The following is a 26,061-nucleotide window of genomic DNA, read 5'->3' on the forward strand; positions in this document are numbered from 1 at the left end:
TCTTGTCTATATTTTTTCGAATGTGAATACGCACGAAAAGTCTTACAGCAGCACCCCGCAGTAAACCAAGACCCGGATGGGGATCCTGCCTTGGTGAAAATCGCGCTTGGACCATGATGAAAAAAGCGCCAGACAACAAAAACAATTGAGGTTTTCAATGACAACTGCTTTACAACAACCGTCGCTCTCGAGCCAATGCATGGCCGAGTTCCTGGGGACTGCACTGCTTATCTTTTTTGGTACCGGTTGTGTTGCCGCGCTCAAGGTCGCGGGCGCCAGCTTTGGCTTGTGGGAAATCAGCATCATCTGGGGCGTCGGCGTCAGCATGGCGATTTACATGACCGCCGGAGTTTCCGGTGCGCACCTCAACCCTGCTGTCAGTATTGCCCTGAGCATTTTCACTGACTTCGAAAAGCGCAAATTACCGTTTTACATTCTGGCCCAAGTGGCAGGCGCCTTCTGCGGCGCGCTGTTGGTTTACACGCTGTACAGCAATCTGTTCTTCGATTTCGAACAAACTCACCATATGGTTCGCGGCACTCAGGCCAGCCTGGAGTTGGCGTCGGTGTTCTCGACCTTCCCCAACCCGGCCCTGACCACGGCCCAGGCGTTCCTGGTGGAAGTGATCATCACCGCGATCCTGATGGGCGTGATCATGTCCCTGACCGATGACAACAACGGCCTGCCAAAGGGACCGCTGGCGCCGCTGCTGATCGGCCTGCTGATTGCGGTGATCGGCAGCTCGATGGGCCCGCTGACCGGTTTCGCGATGAACCCGGCGCGGGACTTCGGTCCTAAACTGATGACTTTCTTCGCTGGCTGGGGTGAAATTTCCTTCACTGGCGGGCGTGATATCCCGTACTTCCTGATTCCTGTTTTTGCACCGATTGTCGGTGCCTGCCTCGGTGCTGCCGCTTATCGCGGGCTGATTGCCCGTCATCTGCCCGGCGCCACACCTGCTACAAAGGATGCAACACCGGCCATTGACGGCAAACCAAGCACTTCTTGATACCGTAGGCGCGTGATTCTGCCCATTGTGGTTGCGCGCCTGATCTCACCCCTTATTTCGTCCAAGGCAATCGACATGACCGACACTCAGAATAAGAACTACATCATTGCCCTCGACCAGGGTACGACCAGCTCGCGCGCGATCATTTTCGACCGCGACGCCAACGTGGTCTGCACCGCCCAGCGCGAATTCGCGCAGCATTACCCGCAAGCCGGCTGGGTTGAACATGACCCGATGGAAATTTTCGCCACTCAAAGCGCCGTGATGGTCGAGGCCCTGGCGCAAGCCGGCCTGCATCACGACCAGGTGGCCGCCATCGGCATCACCAACCAACGCGAAACCACCGTCGTCTGGGACAAGACCACCGGCCGCCCGATCTACAACGCGATCGTCTGGCAATGCCGACGCAGCACCGAGATTTGCGAACAGCTCAAGCGCGACGGTCACGAGCAATACATCAGCGACACCACGGGCCTGGTCACCGACCCGTACTTCTCCGGCACCAAGCTCAAGTGGATCCTCGACAACGTCGAAGGCAGCCGCGAACGTGCGCGCAACGGCGAACTGCTGTTCGGCACCGTCGACAGCTGGCTGATCTGGAAATTTACCGGTGGCAAAGTCCACGTCACCGACTACACCAACGCCTCGCGCACCATGCTCTTCAACATCCACTCGCTTGAGTGGGACACGAAGATGCTGGAGATCCTCGACATCCCACGGGAAATGCTTCCAGAAGTGAAAGCCTCGTCGCAAATCTATGGCCATACCAAGAGCGGCATCGCCATCGGCGGCATCGCCGGCGACCAGCAAGCCGCGCTGTTCGGTCAAATGTGCGTCGAGCCCGGGCAGGCAAAAAACACCTACGGCACCGGTTGCTTCCTGCTGATGAACACCGGCGACAAAGCCGTGAAGTCCAGGCACGGCATGCTCACCACCATCGCGTGCGGCCCGCGCGGCGAAGTCGCGTATGCACTGGAAGGCGCGGTGTTCAACGGTGGTTCAACCGTTCAATGGCTGCGTGACGAACTGAAGATCATCAACGACGCCCACGACACCGAATACTTCGCCAATAAAGTGAAGGACAGCAACGGCGTGTACCTGGTGCCGGCCTTCACCGGCCTGGGCGCTCCCTACTGGGACCCGTATGCCCGTGGCGCACTGTTCGGCCTGACCCGTGGCGTACGCGTGGATCACATTATTCGTGCCGCACTGGAATCGATTGCCTACCAGACCCGCGACGTGCTCGACGCCATGCAACAGGATTCCGGCGAACGCCTCAAAGCCCTGCGCGTGGACGGCGGTGCGGTGGCGAACAACTTCCTGATGCAGTTCCAGGCCGACATCCTCGGTACAAAGGTCGAGCGTCCGCAAATGCGCGAAACCACCGCACTCGGCGCCGCTTACCTGGCCGGCCTGGCGTGCGGCTTCTGGGGCAGCCTGGAAGAACTGCGTGGCAAGGCAGTGATCGAGCGCGAATTCGAACCGAGCCTGGACGAAGCAGCGAAGGAAAAACTCTACAAAGGCTGGAAAAAAGCGGTTAGCCGGACCCGTGACTGGGATCGTGAGGACGCTGAATAAGCCTGTCTGAGGACTGACTAAGGCTGTCCGAACAGCGTGAAAGCGTAGCGAGCGAAGGCAAGACAAGACAAGGCAAAAACAGGCGAGGACGCGGAGTTTACGGGTTTGTAAATGAGCAGTCCGAGCCTGTTTTTAACGCAGGATTGCCGAGCGCAGTAGCTTTCACGCTGTTTGGAAACTGGTCGGGAGCGGATTCCTGCGGCATCATGGGCAAATTTTGCACGGCAGCCCAAAGGAAGCCCCATGAATCTGCCTCCCCGTCAGCAGCAAATCCTCGAACTGGTCCGCGAACGCGGCTACGTCAGTATCGAGGAAATGGCTACGCTGTTCGTCGTTACACCGCAGACCATCCGCCGCGATATCAATCAGCTCGCGGAAGCTAATTTATTGCGTCGCTACCATGGCGGCGCTGCTTACGACTCCAGCGTCGAAAACACCGCCTACGCCATGCGCGCCGATCAGATGCGCGATGAAAAGCAACGCATCGGCGAAGCCATTGCCGCCCAGATCCCCGATCACGCCTCGCTGTTCATCAATATCGGTACCACCACCGAATCGATTGCCCGGGCGCTGCTCAACCACAATCACCTGAAGATCATCACCAACAACCTGCATGTGGCCTCGATGCTCAGCGCCAAGGACGACTTCGACGTTCTGCTGACGGGCGGCAATGTGCGGCGCGACGGCGGTGTGGTCGGTCAGGCGAGCGTCGACTTTATCAACCAGTTCAAGGTCGACTTCGCGCTGGTGGGCATCAGCGGTATTGATGAAGACGGCAGCCTGCTGGACTTCGACTATCAGGAAGTGCGTGTATCGCAGGCGATCATCGCCAATGCGCGCCAGGTGATCCTCGCGGCGGACTCCAGCAAATTCGGGCGCAACGCCATGATTCGACTGGGGCCGATCAGCCTGATCGATTGCCTGGTGACCGACCAGCCGCCGGTGCCCGCGCTGGCACAGTTGCTGAGTCAGCACAAGATTCGCCTGGAAGTCGTTTAACCGCGAAGGCGGTTACACAACCCGTAGGAGCACGGCTTGCCGGCGATGGCGGCCTCAAGTACGTCATCGCCGGCAAGCCGTGCTCCTACAAATATCGCTGCGCCCCCCCTCTCTCTTTATTCTTCTAATGTTCGAAAATTTTCCTTTAGCCGCCCTTCGATGAGTTTTTTCAATCGAAGTTAACTGGCTGCGCGCCTCTTTATGGGCTACCATTTTCGCAAATGAACATTAATGTTCGAATTCAAATACATAAAATAAGCACCGAGGCCAGCCGATGCCCACTTCCACCTTGCCTACGCCCCCTCTCGCAGAGGTCTACGACATTGCCGTCATCGGTGGCGGGATCAATGGCGTGGGGATCGCAGCGGATGCCGCCGGCCGCGGTCTTTCAGTGTTCCTTTGTGAAAAGGATGACTTGGCCAGCCACACCTCTTCGGCCAGCAGCAAGCTGATCCACGGTGGTTTGCGCTACCTCGAACATTACGAATTCCGCCTGGTGCGTGAGGCCCTGGCCGAGCGTGAAGTGTTGCTGGCCAAGGCTCCGCATATCGTCAAACAGATGCGTTTCGTCCTGCCACACCGCCCGCACCTGCGTCCGGCCTGGATGATCCGCGCCGGCCTGTTTCTCTATGACAACCTCGGCAAACGGGAACAACTGGCAGGCTCCAAAAGCCTGAAGTTCGGCCCGGACAGCGCGCTGAAAAGTGAAATCACCAAAGGCTTCGAATACTCCGACTGTTGGGTTGACGACGCCCGCCTCGTGGTCCTGAACGCCATGGCCGCTCGCGAAAAAGGCGCCCACGTTCACACCCAGACTCGCTGCGTCAGCGCGCGTCGCACCAAGGGCCTGTGGCACCTGCACCTGGAACGCGCCGATGGCAGCCTGTTTTCGATCCGCGCCAAGGCATTGGTGAACGCGGCCGGCCCATGGGTTGCCAAGTTCATTCGTGACGACCTGAAGATGGAATCGCCCTACGGCATCCGCCTGATTCAGGGCAGCCACCTGATCGTGCCGAAACTGTACGAAGGCGAACACGCGCACATTCTGCAAAACGAAGATCAGCGCATCGTCTTCACCATTCCGTACCTGAACCACTTCACCCTGATCGGCACGACCGACCGTGAGTACATCGGCGACCCAGCCAAAGTGGCGATCACCGAAGGCGAAACCGATTATTTGCTCCAAGTGGTCAATGCCCACTTCAAGAAGCAAATCAGCCGCGACGACATCCTGCACAGCTATTCTGGCGTTCGGCCGCTGTGCAACGACGAGTCCGATAATCCGTCGGCCGTCACCCGCGACTACACCCTGGCATTGTCGGGCACCGGCGAAGAAGCACCACTGCTGTCGGTGTTCGGCGGCAAGCTGACCACGTACCGCAAGCTGGCCGAATCGGCGCTGGCGCAACTGGCGCCTTACTTCACGCACATCAAGCCAAGCTGGACCGCCAGTGCCCCGCTGCCGGGCGGTGAAGACATGACCACCCCGCAAGCATTGAGCTCGCTGATCCGCGACAAATTCGACTGGGTGCCGAGCGAAATCTCACGCCGTTGGGCCACCACTTATGGCAGCCGCACCTGGCGCATGCTCGAAGGCGTGCAGAACCTCGGTGACATGGGTGAACACATCGGCGGCGGGCTCTACACCCGCGAAATCGATTACCTGTGCTCAGATGAGTGGGCAACCACCGCGCACGACATTTTGTGGCGTCGCAGCAAACTCGGGCTGTTCACCACTGAGGCGGAACAGTGCAAGCTGGCGGATTACCTGAGCAAAGTCGAACAGAACCGCAGAAAGATCGAAGCGGCCTGATCGGGAAGCCGGTTAAAGCAAAGCCCCTGAATCGAGAGATTCAGGGGCTTTTTACATTCCCCCAGACACCACCAATCCCTGTGGGAGCCGGGCTTGCCCGCGATGACGGTGGAACAGCCAACATTAATAGTGGCTGTGCTGGCCTCATCGCGGGCAAGTCCGGCTCCCACAGGGTTATGTGCGGGGCAGGCCATTCGGTTTTCCGAACGCGACCTATTGGTCGATTCGGATAACCGGATTATTCCTCGCAAAAAAACCCGCCATAAATATTTAATATCCTTATAAATCAATGATTTGATGTGAGGCTCCTGGCCTGGCACGAGTCATGCTCTACACTCTTGGACGAACACCTGCCACATCCCTTTCCGGGGCCGGCAAGCATTCGAAGCACAAAAGGGCCGATGAACTGGCTCCATAAAAAAAACAATGTCGAGGAAAATTTGATGCGCATCGTTCCCCATATCCTGGGCGCAGCCATTGCTGCCGCTCTGATCAGCACTCCAGTTTTCGCCGCCGAACTCACCGGCACCCTGAAGAAGATCAAAGAGTCCGGCGTGATCACCCTCGGGCATCGCGATGCCTCCATTCCGTTCTCCTACATTGCCGACGCTTCCGGCAAACCGGTTGGCTACTCCCACGATATCCAGCTGAAAATCGTCGAAGCCATCAAGAAAGACCTGGACATGCCCAACCTCGAGGTCAAATACAACCTCGTGACTTCGCAAACCCGTATCCCGCTGGTGCAAAACGGCACCGTGGACGTCGAGTGCGGCTCCACCACCAACAACGTGGAACGTCAGCAGCAAGTTGACTTCTCCGTCGGCATCTTCGAAATCGGTACCCGCCTGCTGTCCAAGAAAGGTTCGGCTTACAAAGACTTCGACGACCTCAAAGGCAAGAACGTCGTGACCACCGCCGGCACCACGTCCGAGCGCATCCTCAAGTCGATGAACGCCGACAAGCAGATGGGCATGAACGTCATCTCCGCCAAAGACCACGGCGAATCCTTCCAGATGCTGGAATCGGGTCGTGCCGTTGCGTTCATGATGGACGACGCCCTGCTGGCCGGTGAAGCCGCCAAAGCCAAGAAGGCTGATGACTGGGCCGTGACCGGCACTCCGCAGTCCTATGAAATCTACGGCTGCATGATGCGCAAAGGCGACGAGCCGTTCAAAAAGGCTGTGGATGACGCCATCAAGGCCACCTACGCCTCGGGCGAGATCAACAAGATCTACGACAAATGGTTCATGCAGCCAATCCCGCCAAAAGGCCTGAACCTGAACTTCCCGATGAGCAACGAGCTCAAGGCCCTGATCGCCAGTCCGACCGATAAAGCGGCTGACGACAAGAAGTCCTGATTTTCTGACTAACCTTATCTCCTGAGAGGGTCACGGCCCTCCCAGGAGTTTGTCACTCCCTGCTGGTATTTTTGGAAACACTCGAACCGGTGGCTGTCGAGCCGCTCGTGTGTGCCTGAACTTCAAGGTTCGGGCGGGAACGGAGCTTCCCCAGGCGGGCACTTGTACATCGATCGATCTGAGGGGAGACCCTAATGAATTACAACTGGGACTGGGGCGTGTTCTTCAAGTCCACCGGCGTTGGCAGCGAGACTTATCTCGACTGGTACATCGCCGGTTTGGGCTGGACCATTGCCATCGCCATCGTGGCCTGGATCATTGCCCTGACGCTGGGCTCGATCCTGGGCGTCATGCGCACCGTGCCGAATCGCATCGTATCGGGCATCGCGACCTGCTACGTCGAACTCTTCCGTAACGTGCCGCTGCTGGTTCAGCTGTTCATCTGGTACTTCCTGGTGCCCGATCTGCTGCCTGCCGACCTGCAAGAGTGGTACAAGCAGGACCTCAACCCGACCACTTCGGCGTTCCTCAGCGTCGTCGTCTGCCTGGGCCTGTTCACCACCGCTCGCGTTTGCGAACAAGTGCGCACCGGCATTCAGGCCCTGCCAAAAGGCCAGGAATCCGCTGCTCGCGCCATGGGCTTCAAGCTGCCACAGATCTACTGGAACGTGCTGCTGCCCCAGGCCTACCGGATCATCATTCCGCCGCTTACCTCGGAATTCCTCAACGTGTTCAAGAACACGTCCGTGGCCTCGCTGATCGGCCTGATGGAATTGCTCGCGCAAACCAAACAGACCGCCGAGTTCTCCGCGAACCTGTTCGAAGCGTTCACCCTGGCAACACTGATCTACTTCACCCTGAACATGAGCCTGATGTTGCTGATGCGCATGGTCGAGAAGAAAGTCGCCGTACCGGGCCTGATCTCCGTAGGGGGTAAATGATGGAATTCGACTTCTCGGGCATCATCCCGTCCCTGCCGGGTTTGTGGAACGGCATGGTCATGACCCTCAAGCTGATGGTCATGGGCGTGGTCGGCGGCATTGTCCTCGGCACCATCCTGGCGCTGTGCCGTCTGTCCCACAGCAAACTGCTGTCGAACCTTGCCGGCGCCTACGTTAACTATTTCCGCTCGATCCCGCTGCTGCTGGTCATCACCTGGTTCTACCTGGCGGTGCCGTTCGTATTGCGCTGGATCACCGGCGAAGACACCCCGATCGGCGCATTCGCCTCGTGCATCGTGGCCTTCATGATGTTTGAAGCCGCGTACTTCTGCGAAATCGTCCGGGCCGGTGTGCAATCGATTCCCAAAGGTCAGATGGGCGCCGCCCAGGCCCTGGGCATGTCGTACGGCCAGATGATGCGCTTGATCATCCTGCCGCAAGCGTTCCGCAAGATGACCCCGCTGTTGCTGCAGCAGAGCATCATCCTGTTTCAGGACACCTCGCTGGTCTACGCCGTCGGCCTGGTGGACTTCCTCAATGCTTCGCGCGCCAGTGGCGACATTATTGGCCGCTCCAATGAGTTCCTGATTTTCGCGGGTCTCGTGTACTTCATCATCAGCTTTGCCGCCTCGCAGCTGGTCAAGCGTCTGCAAAAAAGGTTCGCCGTATGATCTCTATCAAAAGCATCAACAAGTGGTATGGGGACTTCCAGGTACTGACTGATTGCAGCACCGAGGTCAAAAAAGGCGAAGTGATCGTAGTGTGCGGGCCATCCGGTTCCGGCAAATCGACCCTGATCAAATGCGTCAACGCCCTGGAGCCGTTCCAGAAAGGCGACATCGTGGTCGATGGCACGTCCATCGCCGACCCGAAGACCAACCTGCCGAAACTGCGTTCGCGCGTGGGCATGGTGTTCCAGCATTTCGAGCTGTTCCCGCACCTGACCATCACCGAAAACCTGACCATCGCGCAGATCAAGGTGTTGGGCCGCAGCAAGGAAGAGGCTACCAAGAAGGGCCTGCAACTGCTTGAGCGCGTAGGCCTGTCGGCTCACGCCCACAAACATCCGGGCCAACTGTCCGGTGGTCAGCAGCAGCGCGTGGCGATTGCCCGTGCACTGGCGATGGACCCGATCGTCATGCTGTTCGATGAACCGACCTCGGCGCTGGACCCGGAAATGGTCAACGAAGTGCTCGACGTGATGGTGCAACTGGCCCACGAGGGCATGACCATGATGTGCGTGACCCACGAAATGGGCTTCGCCCGTAAAGTGGCGGACCGGGTGATCTTCATGGACGCCGGCAAAATCATCGAAGACTGCCAGAAAGAAGAGTTCTTCGGTGACATCAGCGCCCGCGCCGAACGGACACAGCACTTCCTCAACAAGATTCTGCAGCACTAAGAAAAACACCGCTCTCCTGTAGGAGCACGGCTTGCCGACGATGGCGTCATGGTCGATGTCATCACCGGCAAGCCGTGCTCCTACAGGGGCAGGTGATGATCCGAAGATTTGTGTTGTGGTTGACCCAAGGCATCTGTGATGAAATGCGACCCCACTCTCTATCGCGCCGCGCCGCCATCACTTGCCGTGAAACCCCGTCTGGTTCGCCATTTATTCCTGCCGCCGCTGATCATCGCCCTGATGATCGGATTGGGTTTTGCCGGCTTCTGGATCAGTGAACACTATGGCATTCGCAGCCTCAGCGAGAACGGCCAGCGTCAGCTCGAACTGCACGCCCGCGCCGTCGAGAGTGAAATCAGCAAATACACCTACCTGCCCAGCCTGCTGGAACTCGAAACCAGCGTACCCACGCTGCTGGCCGACCCGACGCCAGAACATCGGCAAACGGTTAATGAATACCTCGAAGGCCTGAACCGGCGCAGCCGCAGTCGGGCTATCTATGTGATGGACACCACTGGCCGCGTCATGGCCACCAGTAACTGGCGCGATGTCGACAGTTACCTGGGCGAAGACCTGTCCTTCCGTGCCTATTTCCAGAATGCCGTGCGCGGTCAGCCGGGGCGCTTCTATGGCATCGGCAGCACCAACGGCGAACCCGGCTATTACCTGGCCCATGGCCTGGAAGAACACGGCAAGATCATCGGCGTCGCGGTGGTCAAGGTCCGTCTCGAAGCCATGGAAGAACGCTGGCAACGGGCGCGCCTCGAAGCCTTCGTCAGCGACGAAAACGGCATCATCATCCTGTCCAGCGATCCGGCACGACGACTGAAGTCGGTGGTGCCGTTGAGCGATGAGACCAAGGAAAAACTCGCCCGCAGTCTCCAGTACTACTGGTTCCCATTGAACGAACTGCAACCGCTGGCCCGTGAAACCCTGGCCGAAGGCGTGGAAAAACTGACCTTCCCCGCCAACAGCGAAGTGGCGTCCGACGAAGAAAACATCAGCTACCTGGCTCAGACCCGGCCCTTGAGCGACACGCCGTGGAACTTCACCCTGCTCACGCCGCTTCAGGATTTGCGCCGCGAAGCGATCAATCAGGGGATTCTGGTGGCGGTGGCCTTCGCCCTCGTGGCGTTCCTGCTGATCGCCTGGAACGAGCGACGCAAAGTGATTGCCACCCGCCTCGCGGCCCGGGAAGCCTTGCAGGAAGCCAACAATCAACTGGAGCGTCGGATTACCGAACGCACCACCGACCTGCGCGCCAGCAACGAACGGCTCAAGGGCCAGATTCGCGAGCGCCGGCACGCCGAAGAGACGCTGCGCCGGGCTCAGGATGAACTGGTGCAGGCCGGTAAACTCGCGGCCATCGGCCAGATGTCGACCAGCATCGCCCACGAATTGAACCAGCCATTGGCCGCGCTGCGGACCTTGTCCGGCAACACCGTGCGCTTTCTGGAGCGCGGTCAGCTGGATATCGCCAGCACCAACCTCAAGACCATCAATGAACTGATCGACCGCATGGGCCGGATCACCGCCAGCCTGCGCTCCTTCGCGCGTCGCGGTGACGACAAAGGTCAGGCAAGCCTTGGCAAAGCCATTGACGCTGCCTTGCAACTGCTCGGCGGTCGGGTGGAAAGCGCGCACCTGCAATTGCACCGCGACTTCAGCGACCTGCAGGTGCAAATCGACCAGACCCGCCTCGAACAGATTCTGGTCAACCTGATCGGTAACGCCCTTGATGCCATGCAGGCTCAGCCGGTGCCGGAACTGTGGCTGGAAGGCGACGTGTTCGACGGCAAGTATCGCCTTCGTGTGCGCGACAACGGCCACGGCATTGATGCCGAAGCGCGCAAGCATCTGTTCGAGCCGTTCTTCACCACCAAACCCGGTGAACAAGGCCTGGGCCTTGGCCTGACCCTGTCCGCCAGCCTGGCCGCAGCCACCGGCGGGCAACTGGGTGTCGAACACCCGGCCAGCGGTGGTACCTCTTTTGTCCTCAGTTTACCGTTGGTAAGCCCTACTTCCGCCGAGCCAATATGAACAACGACCTTAGCGTGCTGATCGTCGAAGACGACCCCCATGTGCTGCTCGGCTGCCAACAGGCGCTGACCCTGGAAGACATTCCCTGCGTGGGCGTGGGCAGCGCCGAGGAAGCACTGGAACGCGTCGGCGACAACTTTGCCGGCATCGTCATCAGTGACATTCGCCTGCCCGGCATCGATGGCCTGGAACTGCTGAACCGGCTCAAGGCCCGTGATCGCAGCCTGCCGGTGGTGTTGATCACCGGCCACGGCGACATTTCCATGGCCGTCGGCGCGATGCAAAAAGGCGCCTATGACTTCATGGAGAAACCCTTCTCTCCCGAACGCCTGGTGGACGTTGCACGTCGGGCCCTGGAACAACGCAGCCTCGCCCGTGAAGTCACTTCGTTGCGTCGACAACTGGCGGAGCGCGACTCCCTCGAAGGCCGGATCATTGGCCGCTCGCCCGCCATGCAGAACCTGCGTGAGCTGATCGCCAACGTCGCCGACACCTCGGCCAACGTGTTGATCGAAGGCGAGACCGGCACCGGTAAAGAACTGGTCGCGCGCTGCCTGCATGACTTCAGTCGCCGCCACACCAAACAATTCGTCGCGCTGAACTGTGGCGGCTTGCCGGAAAACCTGTTCGAAAGCGAAATCTTCGGTCACGAGGCCAACGCTTTCACCGGCGCCGGCAAGCGGCGCATCGGCAAGATCGAACACGCCGATGGCGGCACGCTGTTCCTCGATGAAGTGGAAAGCATGCCGTTGCCGCTGCAAATCAAATTGCTGCGGGTATTGCAGGAACGCACCCTCGAACGCCTCGGTTCGAACCAGAGCGTGGCGGTGGATTGCCGGGTGATCGCGGCGACCAAGTCCGACCTGGTCCAGTCGAGCAAGGCCGGCGAATTCCGCAGCGACCTGTATTACCGCTTGAATGTCGTGACGCTGGAATTACCGCCGCTGCGCGAACGTCGCGAAGACATCCTGCAATTGTTCGAACATTTTTTGCAGCAGTCGTCCCTGCGTTTCGACCGCATCGCCCCGGAGCTGGATAACCAGACCGTGTCGAACCTGATGAGCCACGATTGGCCCGGCAACGTGCGCGAGTTGCGCAACGTCGCCGAACGCTTCGCCCTCGGCCTGCCCGCCTTCAAGAAGTCCGGCGCCAGTGGCAGCAATCAAGGGTTGGCCTTTGCCGAAGCGGTCGAGGCCTTCGAACGCAACCTGCTCAGCGACGCCTTGCAGCGCAGCGGCGGCAACCTGACCCAGGCCAGCCTGGAACTGGGAATGGCCAAGACCACCCTGTTCGACAAAGTCAAAAAGTACGGGCTGAGCCACTGATGGATCTGATTCTAAAAGCCGCTTTGGGTGCGGCGGTGGTGCTGATTCTGGCGGCACTGGCCAAGACCAAAAACTATTACATCGCAGGCCTGGTGCCGTTGTTTCCGACCTTTGCGCTGATCGCGCATTTCATCGTCGGCAAGGGGCGCTCAATCGAGGACTTGAAGACCACCATCGTGTTTGGCATGTGGTCGATCATTCCCTACTTTGTTTACCTGGCGACGTTGTACGTGATGGTCGACCGGATGCGCCTGGAGGCTTCGCTGGCGGTGGCGGCGGTGGGTTGGTTGATCGCGGCCACCGTGCTCGTCAGTGTCTGGGTTCGCCTTCACAGCTGACGCAACGGCACTACGGGTGTGGGGAAAGGGGCAAGTCTCTTGGAGACTGCCCATAAACCTTCTGCAACTGCGCTTGTGTCAACGCATCTTCAAACGGCACCGGCACCGATTTCACGGCCCCGTAGAGATTGCGATAACGCCAGTAGTTCCCGTTGTTGGCCAGTTGATAACCGCGCTCGACCACTCGCTGGCCATCAAGGTTATAACGCAAGGTTTCCTGGGCTGCCGCTGGCGGTGTCGGCTGCATCAGGTCGGTGGCCAGAACGCGCATCGATTCGTCGATACACTCGTCGAGCACAGCCGTGACCTTCGCCAAATCGAGGCTGCCGTCGTCGATGCACTGCTTGCCACAGCGTCGAATCGGCTGGCTGATCACTTCGATCCGCATGCGATACAACGCCGAACCGGCAATGTCCTGGACCTGGACCTGATTGACCAGCACGAAACTGCCACGATCCGGGGTCAGCATCAGTTTGGGTTCAATCACCAGGTGCGCAGTGACTTGCCCCTCTCCTTGCTTGAACCCGGCCACTTGCGAAGCCTGTTGATAGCGCTTTTGCAGATGCTCCTGCAACGGAACGCCCGCCATCAAGTCGGCCATCGGTCGCGCCTCGTTGAGTGCGGCTTTTTCCGCATCGCGCTGCAAGCTGCCGCTGCCCATCTGGGTGTTGACCAGGCTGGCCACCAACAAGCCGGCAATCCCGGCACTGTTGCCCGAGCTGGCCACCAGATTCTGACTCGACGACGCGGCTTGCAAGGCTGCCTGGGAGTCAATCACGGTGCTGGCACCGACAAAGGATTGCGGCAACTGCACATCGACCTTAAGCCCGTGGGCCTGGACGTAAGGCAAGGCACTCTGATCCTTGAAACCGGCCTCAGGGGCCGGTTTCTGTGCGCACCCGGTCAGCATCAGCAGGACCAAGGCACCCGCCACTGTGGGCAGACGCATCATTGGGTGAAAGGCGTGATCATTTGCTGACGGCTACTGTCCATAGCCTGATAGAACGCGTTGGACAGGTTGGCGTAGGTCGGCTCGTCCCACTCACCCTGGGCGGCCTGAACAGCAACAAAGGGTTTGAACCACAACAGTTTGTTGTCGGCCAGATCGATCACCATGCCCTGTCCGCCTACCTGCGCCATTGGCACGCTGGTCGGCACGATGCTGTAGTAGCTGCGGGTGGCACCGGTGGCGTAGACATTCACCAACAGCAGACGATCAACGCCGTAGGAAGCCTTGACCGGCGTCATGTCCCGGGTCATGTAACCTTCGCGGAAACTGGTTTCCTTAAAAGCTGCAAGGTCGACCGGCTTGTCGATTCGCTTGGCTTTGTAACCCTTGGCCTGCAGCTTGGCGACAAGGACATCCGGCAAGGTGTTGAGGTCACTCACTTGCCACTTTTCGACGTTGTCACTGAGCTTGCTGTTAACGCCCTTGTTGATGGCGTAATCGAGCAGCCCCTGATTACCGGTCAGCGCCAGCACCGGCGCAGGCACCACAGTGATTGCCACACCAATAGTCGGCTCTTTGGCATCCCAGAATTGCTGGTCCAGCGGAACTGGCGGTTGTACGTGGGCACAACCAGTGAGGGTCAGGCAGGCGAGCAACGTCAGCGCTGCCCAGGTGCGTAGAGCGTGAAGAGTCATGGATCAAGTCCCTATGATTATTAGCGGTGCTGCTTATGTCGGCAGCACCGGTAAAAACCGTAGTGGCATATTGATATATTTTTGATCGGTAGTCGTCAGCTCACGGTGCCGCCCTTGGCCTCGCTCATGATCTGGCGAATCGCCCCGACAAACGTCTCCACCGGCTGCCCGCCAGTCACCGCGTACTGCCCGTTGAACACCACGGTCGGCACCGAACTCACGCCACGCGACAGCCACAATTGCTCTTCCTCGCGCACCTCTTTGGCAAATTCATCCGACGCCAGAATCGCTTCTGCCCGCTCGCGATTGAGCCCCACGCCTTCGGCGATCTGCGCCAGTTGAGCGTGATCGGAAGGGTTGCCGCCCTCGCTGAAGTACGCACGGAACAAGGCGTCTTTGAGATTGAACTGCAACCCTTCCAGCCCCGCCCAATACAACAAGCGGTGGGCATCAAAGGTGTTGTAGATACGGCTGTTGCCATCGGTGCGAAACGCAAACCCGACCTCGGCACCACGGGCGCGGATCATCTCGCGGTTTTTCTGCGATTGCTCAGGCGTTGAGCCGTATTTCTCGGTGATGTGTTCGGTGATGTTCTGGCCTTCTGGGGCCATTTTCGGGTTCAGTTCGAAGGGCTGAAAACGGATCTCGGCCTGGACTTCATCACCCAGCAAATCCAGAGCCTGGGTCAGGCCGTACAAGCCGACAACGCACCAGGGGCAGGACACGTCGCTGACGAAATCGATTTTCAGGGGGTTACTCATCGCACACCTCGCAGGCTTGAATGGCGCTGGAAAGTTCGCACGATACACCTGACCGGGCCGCGTTGGCAGTCATCCCCCAAGCCCGGCTCCCACAGGTTTTGCAGTGATCGGGAGGGTGTGTTTAGTTCTGTTTAGGGTTACTTCCTGAAAGCTACAGCGCCTTGCGCCGTCGCCTACAACCACGTCAGAATCCGCCGGCTTGTGCGCCTGGAGGGCCGTCGGTAACTTGGTTCCGTCACTGATTTCCAGTGATCGGGTTTAGTAGCCCGGATTACCCCTCAAGACGGATGCATAAGCGTCATTCAGTCAGGTTTTCACCTGCACTTGATGGTGGCTGTGTGCATGGCACCCTCGGGTGCGCCGGGTTTGAGGGAGTTACCGGTCTACTAACTTGCGCACAGCTACCACCCCTACCGTTTAGTAGCGAGAGAGGTTGTAGCCCTACTAAAGGTAAATCCCTCAATGTTCAAAATTACTCCAAACCCACCGGAAACCGACGACGTTTCCCCCTACGAAACCCCTGAGTCCAAAAAGCTCAACAAAGCCGCCGACCGCGCCCTCGACTACTACCTCAAACCGGTCATCCCCAAAGACACGCCCCGCAAACCCAGCACGATCTACCTCGTCGCCCCCGACACCGACAACGAAACCCTGCTGGTCAACGCCTGTGAGACGTTGGCGTCAGCGAGTGTCATGTTGAGCAACTTCGCCGCAACGGTTGACGGCACCCAGCGCAACACCGTGCTCGGCATTCAGCAGTCCGTCATGCTCGGCGAACTGGCGGTGAACCGGATGCTGGATAACGTCGTCCCCACATAATTCTCAACCCGTAGAAGATCAAATGTGGGAACGGCGGTGCGACGATTCGACTTGCTCGCGAAGGCGGTGTGCCAGTCAAATCAGATGTCGACTGACACGACGCTTTCGCGAGCAAGCCCGCTCCTACAGTTTGATTTGGGGGATTACAAGAGATTCGGCGCAGGCACCGGATCGATCTGCGCCCAATGCGAAGTGTCTTCGCGATGCGCCTGCAAGTACGGCAACACCGCCGCCAGCAACGGCTCTTTAAAGGCTTCCTGGAAGCGATGCGCCAACCCCGGAATCAACTTCAACTGACTCCCGCGAATATGCGCCGCCAAATGCACGCCGTGCATCACCGGCAACAACGGATCAGCCGTGCCATGCACCACCAGCGTCGGCACGCGTAGCTGATTGAGCAGGTCCACGCGACTGCGCTCGGCGAGGATCGCCATGATCTGGCGCTTCACACCTTCCGGGTTGAACGCCCGGTCATAGGACTGCGCCGCCTGCTGCAACAAGGCCTGCCGATCATCTGTCACCGACGGGCTGCCCAACGCCGCGAGCAAGTCAGCTTGTTGCTCCAGCGCCACTTCGCGATTCGGCGCGCCACGACGCGACAACAATTGCACCAGCGCCGCACTCGGCGCCGGCAAGCCTTCGGCACCGGAGCTGGTCATGATCAAGGTCAGGCTTTCCACACGCTGCGGCGCCATCGCCGCCATGTGCTGGGCGATCATCCCGCCCATGCTCGCGCCCAATACGTGAAATTGCTCGACGTGCAGCGCGTCCATCAGGCCAAAGGCATCGTCGGCCATATCGGTCAGGGTGTACGGCGCCGACACCGGCAAGCCGAGTTTGTAGCGCAACGCTTCAAACGTCAGGTTGGCCTCGGCCGGGGTTTGCCGCCACGTGGAGAGGCCAACATCGCGGTTGTCGTAACGAATCACCCGAAAGCCCTGCTGACACAGCGCAACCACCACCTCGTCCGGCCAGTGAATCAATTGCCCACCCAGGCCCATCACCAGCAACAGCGCCGGGTCGGACGCACGGCCAATGCTCTGGTACGCCAGGCTCACCTGCGCCAGATCGACGTGTTCGGTTGGAACGTTGACATCACAACGAGAGGCCGCCAACGACGGCAGGCCAAATAGCAACGCGGCCAGAAAAATGGCTTTAGAAAAAAAAGACGCACTCATGAAAAAACACCAACACGCAGAACCCCAGTAGAGCGCGAGTCTGATGAAGTTTGTTCAAGCGCGCTGCCACAGTTGCGTGACAGTTTCGTGAATATCGCCCAATGGTCAATACGATAACTATGTAGTGCCACGCAGGGCCGTAAATTGCCTTCAATGACGCGCTCAAGAGCGGACACGCCGCTCTCCTGCACAGAGCTATGTCGTCATGAAAGAACGTGTGTTCAGCGCCTTGCCCGATTCCCCGCCGGTCGTGATGGCGGCCCATCCCCCCCTGAAAAACAACCCCGATGAAAGCCTGCTGCTGAGCGCCACGACACGCTGGCGCGAGAGCAGCCGGGCCTTGCAGGCGCTGTTCAGCGCCGCGCCGCACAGAGCACACCGTAACGAACCCTCGCTCAACGAACGCTGGAATGCCTATTGGGGCACCCGAGCCCCCGGTACGCCGTTATCGCGACGCGAGTGGGCCGGGCAGTTGTATCGCAACCATTTCGAGGCCTGTGCTCAAGTAGCCTTTGCCCGCAGAACCCTGAGTGCTGAACAGCTGAAGCCGTTGCAATTGATCATCGATCCGCCTGCCGAAGGGCTTTTTCTGGACAATCAGCCCGTGCGGAGTGAACGGCTGACGTTGATTCTGAGCGACAGCGGCACCCTGAAATTCCCCGCCGCCTGGGTCATCAGCGTCGGGGATGGGCCTGCCATCGCACAGTGGCTGTACCTGCCCGAGCGTCCCGTTCCCATTCAAGTCTTCCCTCAGCGCAGCGACATGGAAGCCTGGTTATCCGGGCAATCGCTCATCCCCCAAGGCCTGCCGGAGGATGACGTGCGCTTTGAATACACCGCCAACGCTCAGCCGCTGATATCAGGCATTACTGAACTGCTGCTCCACCCGCATCACACCAACACCGTGATTTTCGCCCTGCCGCCGGTCGTTGAAGTGACGGTGGTTGACGAAGATGATCCGCCGCTGTTTGGCAGCCTGTTCGCCGACATCCCCTGGTCCCTGCGCCAAGCCGCGTTGAACCGGCAGCGCGATGCCCTCGAAGCGCTGCTGGGCGATGCGTTTGAAAGTGACCGGCAACGACCCTTCGAGGCGGCAATGAAGGCGTTGGAGCAGGCAGAGCAGACCGCTGACACCGCCGCCCGCGCCCTGCTTTACCGGTCACGTACCCTCGACTTTACGACCATCAACCGCGCGTTCAGCGCGCTCTATCAGGCGCACCAGGATGGCTTGCGCGCAGAGGCCGACATTCAACGGGCCCTCAAGCAACTCGACAGCGATGAATTCAGCCTGCTCCAGGCCGTGCTGGACGCACCGCTCGCCGCCAATCGCGATACCGGCATCATCGCCGCCAGCCTGACGCTGTCGATGACCGACCCAACCGGCAACGTCACGACGCAGTTGCTCAATGGACCGTTCGTGATCACCCGAGCGCCGCTCGACGCCGCTTCATCCCACAGCCTTTTGCTGTACTGGCCCGGCAGCGGTGGCGGCTTGCAACGGTTCGCCAATCGCACCGAGCTGGAGCGGCAAGTGTTCAAGATTCAGGACCGGGATCCGGTGTTGGCCTTGCAGCTGAAAAAAATCGACACCGACCCGCTGCATGACAGCCTCGATCAACTCACCCGCCATTCCGAAGACAGCGCAGCGCACATCCGCCAGTCCACGCCCGACGCCGCTCAGGCGCTACTGCGTGCAGACGAACTGGAAAAACTGCGCAAACAAACGCTGGCCACCTTGCAGGTGCCGGTGCACGCCGCACGAAGCCTGGCGTTCTCGCACCAGTTGGAGCAAAGCCGCAGTGGCGCGCTCTTCTCCCTGCTGCCCGAGTGGCTCGCCACCTTGTCAGCGTCCGAGCGTGTTGAACTCAAGGCCCTGTTCGAGGCTTACCTCCTGGCGATGCGCCGCAGTCACCAACAGCTGGAAACCGCCTTGGCGCCGCGTGACGATTTCACCCGTCAGCAGGTGCAGGCCCGCCTGCGCCAGGACTTCGCGCTCGAAGGGCATTTTGAGGTGCAACTTGATCTGCCCGATTCGGTGACATTGCAAAAACAACTGGCAGAAGGAGCCGCCCCGGGAACCCCGCAAAAACTCGTCGCGGTCCCCAGTCAAACCCGCAACACAATGTCCCTCGAAGAACTCGCGCAACTGAACCTCGACAACACCCCCTCGATGCGATTGGAGCCTCTTTCACTGCGACTGGGCTTTATGCGGGTGGACGTTACGGCAACCGATCCCGCCGAACGTCAGGCATTGCTACGCGGCATCACCTTGCCCTGGCTACGCAACGTCTTGCCGGAACTTGATCTGCCCCAAGCCTACGAAACACTGATCCGCGATGCCTTCACCGGCTCGGCCAGCGAGGCCGTGTTTGTGCAGGCGCATCGTCGCGAATGCCTGATCGATCCGTGGCGCCTGATGCTGACGTTGCAGGGGACCTGCGCACGTCTGCAAAAACAGATCAATCAAGTCGAATGGCAGGTGCTGAAGATCGCCATTGAGGCCAACACCCCTGACGCCTGGAACGTGGACGGCCAACGCATCGTGATCCGGCCGGCGTACCTGAGCGCTGGCGGCAAGGACACGCCCAACGAGGGGCCCACAACCTTATCCGGGGTGACGTTCATTGAAGAGCAAGTCAGCCGGATGACCCTGCTGTATCTGCCGGATAGCCCCGATGGGCAGTTCCTGCGTCGCTACGACAACCTGGAAGCGGCTCGCGGGGCCTTGTTCAATCTTTGCCTGCGTCGCGAAATGGTTGACTACCTGGCAGGACGAGCGTTGCAAGGCCGGGGGCCAGCCCATGTCAGCCGCATCAATCAGGCCGTGCTTAAACATTTCGACGCCATGATCGGGGTCGGCGAGCCGTGGCCAAAAACCACGTCACTGGCGGCCCATCTGCTCGATGCCCATATGGGGCGCCTGATCGAAACCCATCGCGCAACGTCCCGTTCCAACGATGACCTGTACCTGGAGCGCTACGCGCTCAGCGGTCCGAGGGCGTTCAATTACATGAGAATGGCCTTGGGCGTGGTGCCCTTTGTCGGCTCGGCCATTGCCCTTTACGACGCCTGGAGCAGTGCCAACCGGGCTGTCGCGTCGCTGCTGCGCGGCGACGTGGGTGATGGTGTGACCGAGATTGAGTCGGTGCTGCTGTCACTGGTCGATGCCGCCATGGATATTCTTCCGGGGGTTGCCGCGAGGCCCCGATCAGCCAAAAGCGCTCGCGCGCTGGCGCGCCTTCGTCAGTTGGAGGCATCAGGCCGCCACGCCGGTGCGTTGCAAGCCAGGTCACAGCGCCAGGCGCGGCATGGCTTCAATCGCTTCGCTGGCTACGATTATGAACAGCCGATTTCCCTTGCCGGACTGCTGCCGGCTACCCACGGGATCTACCGCAACATTTACCGGCATGTGGACGGCGATTTCATCGTTCGCCAAGGGCGCATCTTTCAGGTTGAACGCAGCACCGACTCACGAAACTGGCGACTGACCGGCACCCGCCAGAAAACCTATAAGCAACCGGTTGGCCTGGATGAGGTGGGGTGTTGGGACACTTACTTCGGTGTCTATGGGGTGACGTTCGAGGGGGGCGGGCTGGGCGGCGGCAATCTGCTCGGGCACCTGGCGGACCGGCTCGACCCGATCTGGCCGGCCGCCATTCGCGAACGCCTGCCGCGCTGGTGGGCCGACCAGGCGTTTCGCCGTCAGAACGCGTTGACCGAAGCGGCAGACGATTTCGCCCCGCAACTCGACGCCCGGGTCAAGCACACCAATGCCCTGATTAAAACGTACAACACCAGCACGCTTGAGCAGCGTCCGGCATTGATACCGGCCACCGAAACCGCGTGTATCGGCGACATCGAACTCGCCAGCCGACACTATGAAACGCTGGCTGAGCTATTCCCCCTGACCCATGGCAACAAGCGGCGCGTGCTCAAGGACATGCAGAGCCATGACGCCCTGCTGATCACCGATCGGTACAGGCAACGGGTGTTCCTGGCCAATCATCGGGCCGATCCGTTGATGGACCGGATCGACGATCTGGTCGCCCAACTGGATGCACTGCCGGGCGATGCGATCAGCGAACGCGTGCGGGTTCTGGAAGACACCCGAAAATTGCGCGTGCAGTTCATCCGCGAACTGGATCACATCGATGCCGGGATGCGCGATCTCAACCTCTGGTACGAACGTATTTCAGTCAGCAACCACAAGGCACAAATTACCGGCGAAGTCATGATGCTGAACGGGCGGCTCAATGAAGCCAACCTGCTCTACTTGAGAACCGGTCACCTGCTGGAAGTCGTCAAACGCTTTGATCATTCACGGGACGTCTCCTGGTTCTACCTGCAAGGCCAGACAGAAAATCTGCGGGTTAAAGTCGACCGGGCCTTGTTCACCCAGTTCAGCCTGGCGGAAGTCATCGCCACCAAGGCCCAGCGCAATCAAATCTTGCAGGAATGTCTCGATCTTTATGGTGCCTTTCGCCGCGGGATGAACGCCTGGACCGCCAGTTATCCGCAACACTTTCATCAGGACGCCGTGGTGCCACTGCTGGAGGGCCTCGAAAAAATGGCCGAGCGCGCACGCAAGGGCATCGATCAACAGGCGCCCGCCTCTGTTGCCGGCAAGCGCAGCAAAAAAGTGTTCACCACCGAAGACGATCAATTGCTGATCGGAGTGGAGCGCTGGGAGCCGACAACGCAAAAGCGCCAATACACCCTGACCGGACAGGGCGGATTTGATGAAGTGTGGGAACAAGGTACAAACGGCAAGTTTCGCCTGCTGAACCCGCCCGAGCCAGCAACCCATACGCCTCAACGGGACCTTGGCGCGTTGGTCGAAGATGCTCGCAGCCGCCTCCAATCTCAGGAGGCTTACAAGATCAGGATTCGATTTTATGCGGCGCACGACATGCTGCCAGTGGACCTGGAGCACATGATGACCAGTGAAGCCGGCGAGTTGACCCACCGCGCGATAGCCATCGAGGCGGTTGCCCCGCAACATCCGCTCATTGAGCAACTGCGCAACAAGGCGACCGAGCTCGTTGCCAGCGGACGCCAGATGCGCACCCGCCAATCCTTGAGTACCCAACGACCGACCGATGGAATGCTGGATGACCTGATCAGTCACAACGCCGTGGAGATACGCAAGACAAGCCCGATCAAACACTTGGGCAAACGTTCTGACGGTCGAAGCGATCACCTGCAGGAATATGAAATATGGGACGTGACCGCTCAACCACCCAAACTGTTGTGGTACGCCCACTTCCACTACGCCAAGGCAGCCCCCGCATTCGCCGAGTTCGAAAAGGCGCACCTGAAACTGCCGGAACACCGGTTTCTGACCCACGCCGACAACACCGCGCTGCCTTACGCGGACATCGGCAAAAAGTCAGCCGCGCTCAGGCATTTTGATCAGGGCTAAAAAGTAAAACGGGAGCGGCTGGGCCGCTCCCGTTTCACTGTTTTCAAGCCAATTGGCTGCGCAACTGTCGGGCCGCCGCCACCATGTTCACCAGCGCCGCTTCAGTCTCTGGCCACGCCCGGGTCTTCAGACCGCAATCGGGGTTCACCCACAAGCGCTCGGCTGGAATGCGCTTCACGGCTTTGCTCATCAACTTGACCATCTCGGCGGTGTCCGGCACCCGTGGCGAGTGGATATCGTACACACCCGGCCCGATGTCGTTCGGGTAGTCGAAGGCTTCGAAGGCCTCCAGCAGTTCCATGTCCGAACGCGAGGTTTCGATGGTGATCACGTCGGCGTCCATGTCGGCGATGGCCTTGATCACGTCATTGAATTCGCTGTAGCACATGTGAGTGTGGATCTGCGTTTCATCGCGCACACCCGATGCACTCAAGCGGAACGCTTCGACTGCCCAGTCGAGGTAGTCCTGCCATTGCGCCCGGCGCAGGGGCAAGCCTTCACGGAACGCGGCTTCGTCGATCTGCACGATCTTGATGCCGGCGGTTTCCAGGTCCACCACTTCGTCCCGCAGGGCCAGCGCTAACTGCTGCGCCTGGACTTTGCGCGACACGTCTTCACGGGGGAACGACCACATCAACATGGTCACGGGACCGGTGAGCATGCCTTTCATGACCTTGTCGGTCAGGCTCTGTGCGTAGGTGATCCAGTCGACCGTCATCGCGTTCGGGCGGCTCAGGTCGCCGTAGATGATCGCCGGTTTGACGCAGCGCGAGCCGTAGCTCTGAACCCAGCCGAAGCGGGTGAACAGGTAGCCGTCCAGTTGCTCGGCGAAGTACTCGACCATGTCGTTGCGTTCGGCTTCACCGTGCACCAATACATCCAGGCCCAGGCGCTCCTGCACTTGCACCGCGTGGCGGATTTCGCTGTGCATCGCGTCGGTGTAATCGTTGGCCGACAGCCTGCCTTGCTTGAACGCCTGACGGGCCAGACGGATCGCGCCGGTCTGCGGGAACGAGCCGATGGTGGTGGTCGGGAATGTCGGTAGTTTCAGGCGAGCGCGTTGCTGTTCGACGCGTTGGGCAAACGGCGAATGGCGCTGGCTGTCCGCAACGCCAATGGCAGCGATACGCGCCTGCACGGCGGCTTTGTGGATACGCGGCGACTCGGCACGACTGGCCGCAATTGCGCGGCTCTGGGCCAGCGCCGCTTGCACGCTGGGCGATTGCGGGTCGTTGAGGGCATCACGCAGCACGGCGATTTCGCCACACTTCTGCACGGCAAACGCCAGCCAGCTTTTCAGTTCCGGGTCGAGTTTGTCTTCGCGGCGCAGATCCACCGGGCTGTGCAGCAACGAGCACGAACTGCTGACCCACAGGTTGTCGCCAAAACGCTCTTGCGCCGGTTGCAGCTGAGCCAGCGCCTGCTCCAGTTCGCAGCGCCAGACGTTGCGACCGTTGACCAGGCCGACCGAGAGAATCTTGTAGGTCGGCAGGCGATCCAGCACCTGGCCCAGTTGATCCGGCGCACGCACGGCGTCGATGTGCAGGCCTTGCACTGGCAGGCCGACGGCCAGGCCGAGGTTGTCTTCCAGGCCGCTGAAGTAGGTCGCCACGAGTTTTTTCAGCGGCGAATATTGAAGGATGTGGTAAGCGCGTTCGAACGCATTTTTCCAGGCTTGCGGCAGGTCGAGGGTCAGGATCGGCTCGTCGATCTGCACCCATTCAACCCCTTGCGCGGCGAGGCGCCCGAGGATTTCGTTGTACACCGGCAGCAGGCGTTCCAGCAGGTCGAGTTTGTCGAAGTCATTGCCTTTGGCCTTGCCCAGCCATAGGTATGTCAACGGGCCGATGATCACCGGTTTGACGGTGTGACCGAGGGCCTTGGCTTCGTCCACTTCGTCGAACAACTGCTCCCAGCTCAGTTTGAATTGTTGGTCAGCGCTGAATTCCGGGACCAGGTAGTGATAGTTGGTATCGAACCATTTGGTCAGTTCCTGGGCGTATTGCGCGGTGCTGTGTTCGCCGCCGCAGCAACTGGCCGTGGCGCCACGGGCCATAGCGAACAAGGTGTCGAGGGTCGGCAGGCCGGCGGCATCTTTGGTGCTGTCGAAACGCTCGGGGATCACACCGAAGGTCAGCGAATGGGTCAGCACCTGGTCGTACCAGGCGAAATCGCCCACGGGCAGCAGGTCGATCCCGGCGCCTTTCTGCAATTGCCAGTGCATGGCACGCAATTGGCGGCCAACGCGGTCCAGGGCAGCCTGATCAATGTCGCCCTTCCAGTAGGATTCGAGGGCTTTTTTCAGTTCACGGTCCGCGCCGATGCGTGGGAAACCAAGTGTGTGGGCCAGAGCCATGATGTATTTCTCCCTGTAAAAGATGGCGCTATTGTCGACAGCCAACCCAACATGAGACAAACTCAACCTTTTCGTGTTGATCACAAGTTTTCCTCATGGAGCCATCCGGTGCTTGAAATCCGTCACCTGAAGACCCTGCACGCCTTGCGCGAAGCCGACAGCCTGGTCGATGCCGCCGACCGCCTGCACCTGACGCAGTCGGCCCTGTCCCACCAGTTCAAGGAACTGGAAGAGCGCATGGGCATGCAGTTGTTCGTGCGCAAGACCAAACCGGTGCGCTTCACCAGCGCCGGTTTGCGCCTGCTGCAACTGGCCGACGCCACCCTGCCGTTGCTGCGCGGTGCCGAACGCGATATCGCACGATTGGCCGGTGGCACGGCAGGCCGTTTGCACATGGCGATCGAGTGCCACAGTTGCTTCCAGTGGCTGATGCCGACCATCGACCAGTTCCGCGATGCGTGGCCAGAAGTCGAGTTGGATCTGGCGTCGGGGTTTGCCTTTGCGCCTTTGCCGGCGCTGGCGCGCGGTGACCTGGACCTGGTGGTGACCTCTGACCCGCTAGACATCGCCGGGATTACCTACGTGCCGCTGTTCACCTATGAAGCCATGCTCGCGGTGGCCAACCAGCACCGGTTGGCGAGCAAGGCGTATATCGTTCCGGAAGATCTGCTGAGCGAAACCCTGATCACCTACCCGGTGGAGCGTGATCGACTGGACATCTTCACCCGCTTCCTCGAACCGGCCGACATCGAACCGGCGCAGGTCCGCACCTCGGAACTGTCGGTGATGATGATGCAACTGGTGGCCAGCGGACGCGGCGTGTGCGGCATGCCGCACTGGGCGCTGCACGAATACAGCTCACGGGGTTACGTGAAGGCCAAGCGACTGGGCGAGAAAGGCTTGTTTGCGACGCTGTACGCAGGAATCCGCGCGGACATGCTGGATGCGCCGTACATGCGTGATTTCTTGCTGACGGCCAAGGACACGTCGTTCTCGACGCTGGATGGCGTCAGCGCCGTTCGCTAGGAACACATAGCCCTTGTAGGAGCCGGGCTTGCCCGCGATGGCGATTTTCCAG

19 protein-coding genes are annotated in these 26,061 nt (G+C 59.8%); 14 read left to right on the forward strand and 5 right to left on the reverse strand.

What is annotated here, in order from left to right; all coding sequences use genetic code 11:
- Positions 1-157: 157 nt before the first annotated feature.
- The 11 genes from LOY55_RS24495 (at position 158) to LOY55_RS24545 (ending at position 12,803) form a co-directional block, all read left to right on the forward strand.
- Positions 158-1,009 (forward strand): MIP/aquaporin family protein, encoded by an 852-nt coding sequence (locus tag LOY55_RS24495; RefSeq protein ID WP_223523525.1) that lies wholly within the window; start codon positions 158-160, stop codon positions 1,007-1,009.
- Positions 1,010-1,084: 75 nt separating this feature from the next.
- Positions 1,085-2,587, forward strand: coding sequence for a glycerol kinase GlpK (gene glpK / locus LOY55_RS24500; protein WP_109785021.1), 1,503 nt, complete (start codon positions 1,085-1,087; stop codon positions 2,585-2,587).
- A 243-nt stretch (positions 2,588-2,830) separates the two neighbouring features.
- A complete protein-coding gene (locus LOY55_RS24505; protein ID WP_007943555.1) occupies positions 2,831-3,586 on the forward strand; it encodes a DeoR family transcriptional regulator in 756 nt (251 codons plus the stop codon).
- Positions 3,587-3,860: 274 nt separating this feature from the next.
- On the forward strand, positions 3,861-5,399 hold the full coding sequence (gene glpD / locus LOY55_RS24510; protein ID WP_109785020.1) for a glycerol-3-phosphate dehydrogenase: 1,539 nt from the start codon (positions 3,861-3,863) through the stop codon (positions 5,397-5,399).
- 443 nt (positions 5,400-5,842) lie between these two features.
- Positions 5,843-6,757: a glutamate/aspartate ABC transporter substrate-binding protein gene (locus LOY55_RS24515; protein ID WP_223523527.1), complete on the forward strand. Its 915-nt coding sequence runs from the start codon at positions 5,843-5,845 to the stop codon at positions 6,755-6,757.
- Positions 6,758-6,951: 194 nt separating this feature from the next.
- Positions 6,952-7,698 (forward strand): amino acid ABC transporter permease, encoded by a 747-nt coding sequence (locus LOY55_RS24520; protein WP_046026551.1) that lies wholly within the window; start codon positions 6,952-6,954, stop codon positions 7,696-7,698.
- Positions 7,698-8,369, forward strand: coding sequence for an amino acid ABC transporter permease (locus tag LOY55_RS24525; RefSeq protein ID WP_046026552.1), 672 nt, complete (start codon positions 7,698-7,700; stop codon positions 8,367-8,369). The genes LOY55_RS24520 and LOY55_RS24525 overlap by 1 nt, the downstream gene beginning before the upstream one ends.
- On the forward strand, positions 8,366-9,100 hold the full coding sequence (locus tag LOY55_RS24530) for an amino acid ABC transporter ATP-binding protein (protein WP_046026553.1): 735 nt from the start codon (positions 8,366-8,368) through the stop codon (positions 9,098-9,100). The genes LOY55_RS24525 and LOY55_RS24530 overlap by 4 nt, the downstream gene beginning before the upstream one ends.
- 138 nt (positions 9,101-9,238) lie before the next feature.
- Positions 9,239-11,140 (forward strand): sensor histidine kinase, encoded by a 1,902-nt coding sequence (locus tag LOY55_RS24535; RefSeq protein WP_223523529.1) that lies wholly within the window; start codon positions 9,239-9,241, stop codon positions 11,138-11,140.
- Entirely contained in the window at positions 11,137-12,465 is a 1,329-nt protein-coding gene (locus LOY55_RS24540; RefSeq protein ID WP_046026555.1) for a sigma-54 dependent transcriptional regulator, read from the forward strand. The genes LOY55_RS24535 and LOY55_RS24540 overlap by 4 nt, the downstream gene beginning before the upstream one ends.
- 8 nt (positions 12,466-12,473) lie before the next feature.
- A complete protein-coding gene (locus tag LOY55_RS24545) occupies positions 12,474-12,803 on the forward strand; it encodes a GlpM family protein (protein WP_223523547.1) in 330 nt (109 codons plus the stop codon).
- Between the two features lie 10 nt (positions 12,804-12,813).
- Here LOY55_RS24545 and LOY55_RS24550 read toward each other — a convergent pair whose 3' ends face one another.
- The 3 genes from LOY55_RS24550 to LOY55_RS24560 all read right to left on the reverse strand — a co-directional run bounded on the left by LOY55_RS24550 (position 12,814) and on the right by LOY55_RS24560 (position 15,208).
- Positions 12,814-13,755, reverse strand: a complete 942-nt coding sequence (locus LOY55_RS24550) for a hypothetical protein (RefSeq protein WP_223523531.1) — start codon at positions 13,753-13,755, stop codon at positions 12,814-12,816.
- Positions 13,752-14,447, reverse strand: coding sequence for a hypothetical protein (locus LOY55_RS24555; protein WP_109785015.1), 696 nt, complete (start codon positions 14,445-14,447; stop codon positions 13,752-13,754). Before LOY55_RS24555 ends, LOY55_RS24550 begins: the two co-directional genes overlap by 4 nt.
- A gap of 95 nt (positions 14,448-14,542) precedes the next feature.
- Positions 14,543-15,208, reverse strand: a complete 666-nt coding sequence (locus tag LOY55_RS24560) for a DsbA family oxidoreductase (protein ID WP_109785014.1) — start codon at positions 15,206-15,208, stop codon at positions 14,543-14,545.
- A 462-nt stretch (positions 15,209-15,670) separates the two neighbouring features.
- On the opposite strand from LOY55_RS24560, the gene LOY55_RS24565 reads away from it, so the two are divergent.
- Entirely contained in the window at positions 15,671-16,027 is a 357-nt protein-coding gene (locus tag LOY55_RS24565; protein WP_046026558.1) for a DUF6124 family protein, read from the forward strand.
- A 143-nt stretch (positions 16,028-16,170) separates the two neighbouring features.
- On the opposite strand, the gene LOY55_RS24570 is transcribed toward LOY55_RS24565, so the two are convergent.
- Positions 16,171-17,205: an alpha/beta fold hydrolase gene (locus LOY55_RS24570; protein ID WP_046026559.1), complete on the reverse strand. Its 1,035-nt coding sequence runs from the start codon at positions 17,203-17,205 to the stop codon at positions 16,171-16,173.
- 205 nt (positions 17,206-17,410) lie between these two features.
- Between LOY55_RS24570 and LOY55_RS24575 the strand changes: the two genes are divergently transcribed.
- A complete protein-coding gene (locus LOY55_RS24575) occupies positions 17,411-22,627 on the forward strand; it encodes a dermonecrotic toxin domain-containing protein (protein WP_223523533.1) in 5,217 nt (1,738 codons plus the stop codon).
- A 43-nt stretch (positions 22,628-22,670) separates the two neighbouring features.
- Here the strand turns inward: LOY55_RS24575 and metE are convergent, their stop codons facing one another.
- The gene (gene metE / locus LOY55_RS24580) at positions 22,671-24,983 is read right to left on the reverse strand and encodes a 5-methyltetrahydropteroyltriglutamate--homocysteine S-methyltransferase (protein ID WP_223523535.1); all 2,313 of its coding nucleotides are present in this window, start codon (positions 24,981-24,983) and stop codon (positions 22,671-22,673) included.
- A gap of 108 nt (positions 24,984-25,091) precedes the next feature.
- Between metE and metR the strand changes: the two genes are divergently transcribed.
- Entirely contained in the window at positions 25,092-26,009 is a 918-nt protein-coding gene (metR, locus tag LOY55_RS24585; protein ID WP_109785011.1) for a transcriptional regulator MetR, read from the forward strand.
- Positions 26,010-26,061: the final 52 nt, after the last annotated feature.

The sequence above is a fragment of the Pseudomonas sp. B21-040 genome, from assembly GCF_024748695.1.
GTDB lineage: Bacteria > Pseudomonadota > Gammaproteobacteria > Pseudomonadales > Pseudomonadaceae > Aquipseudomonas.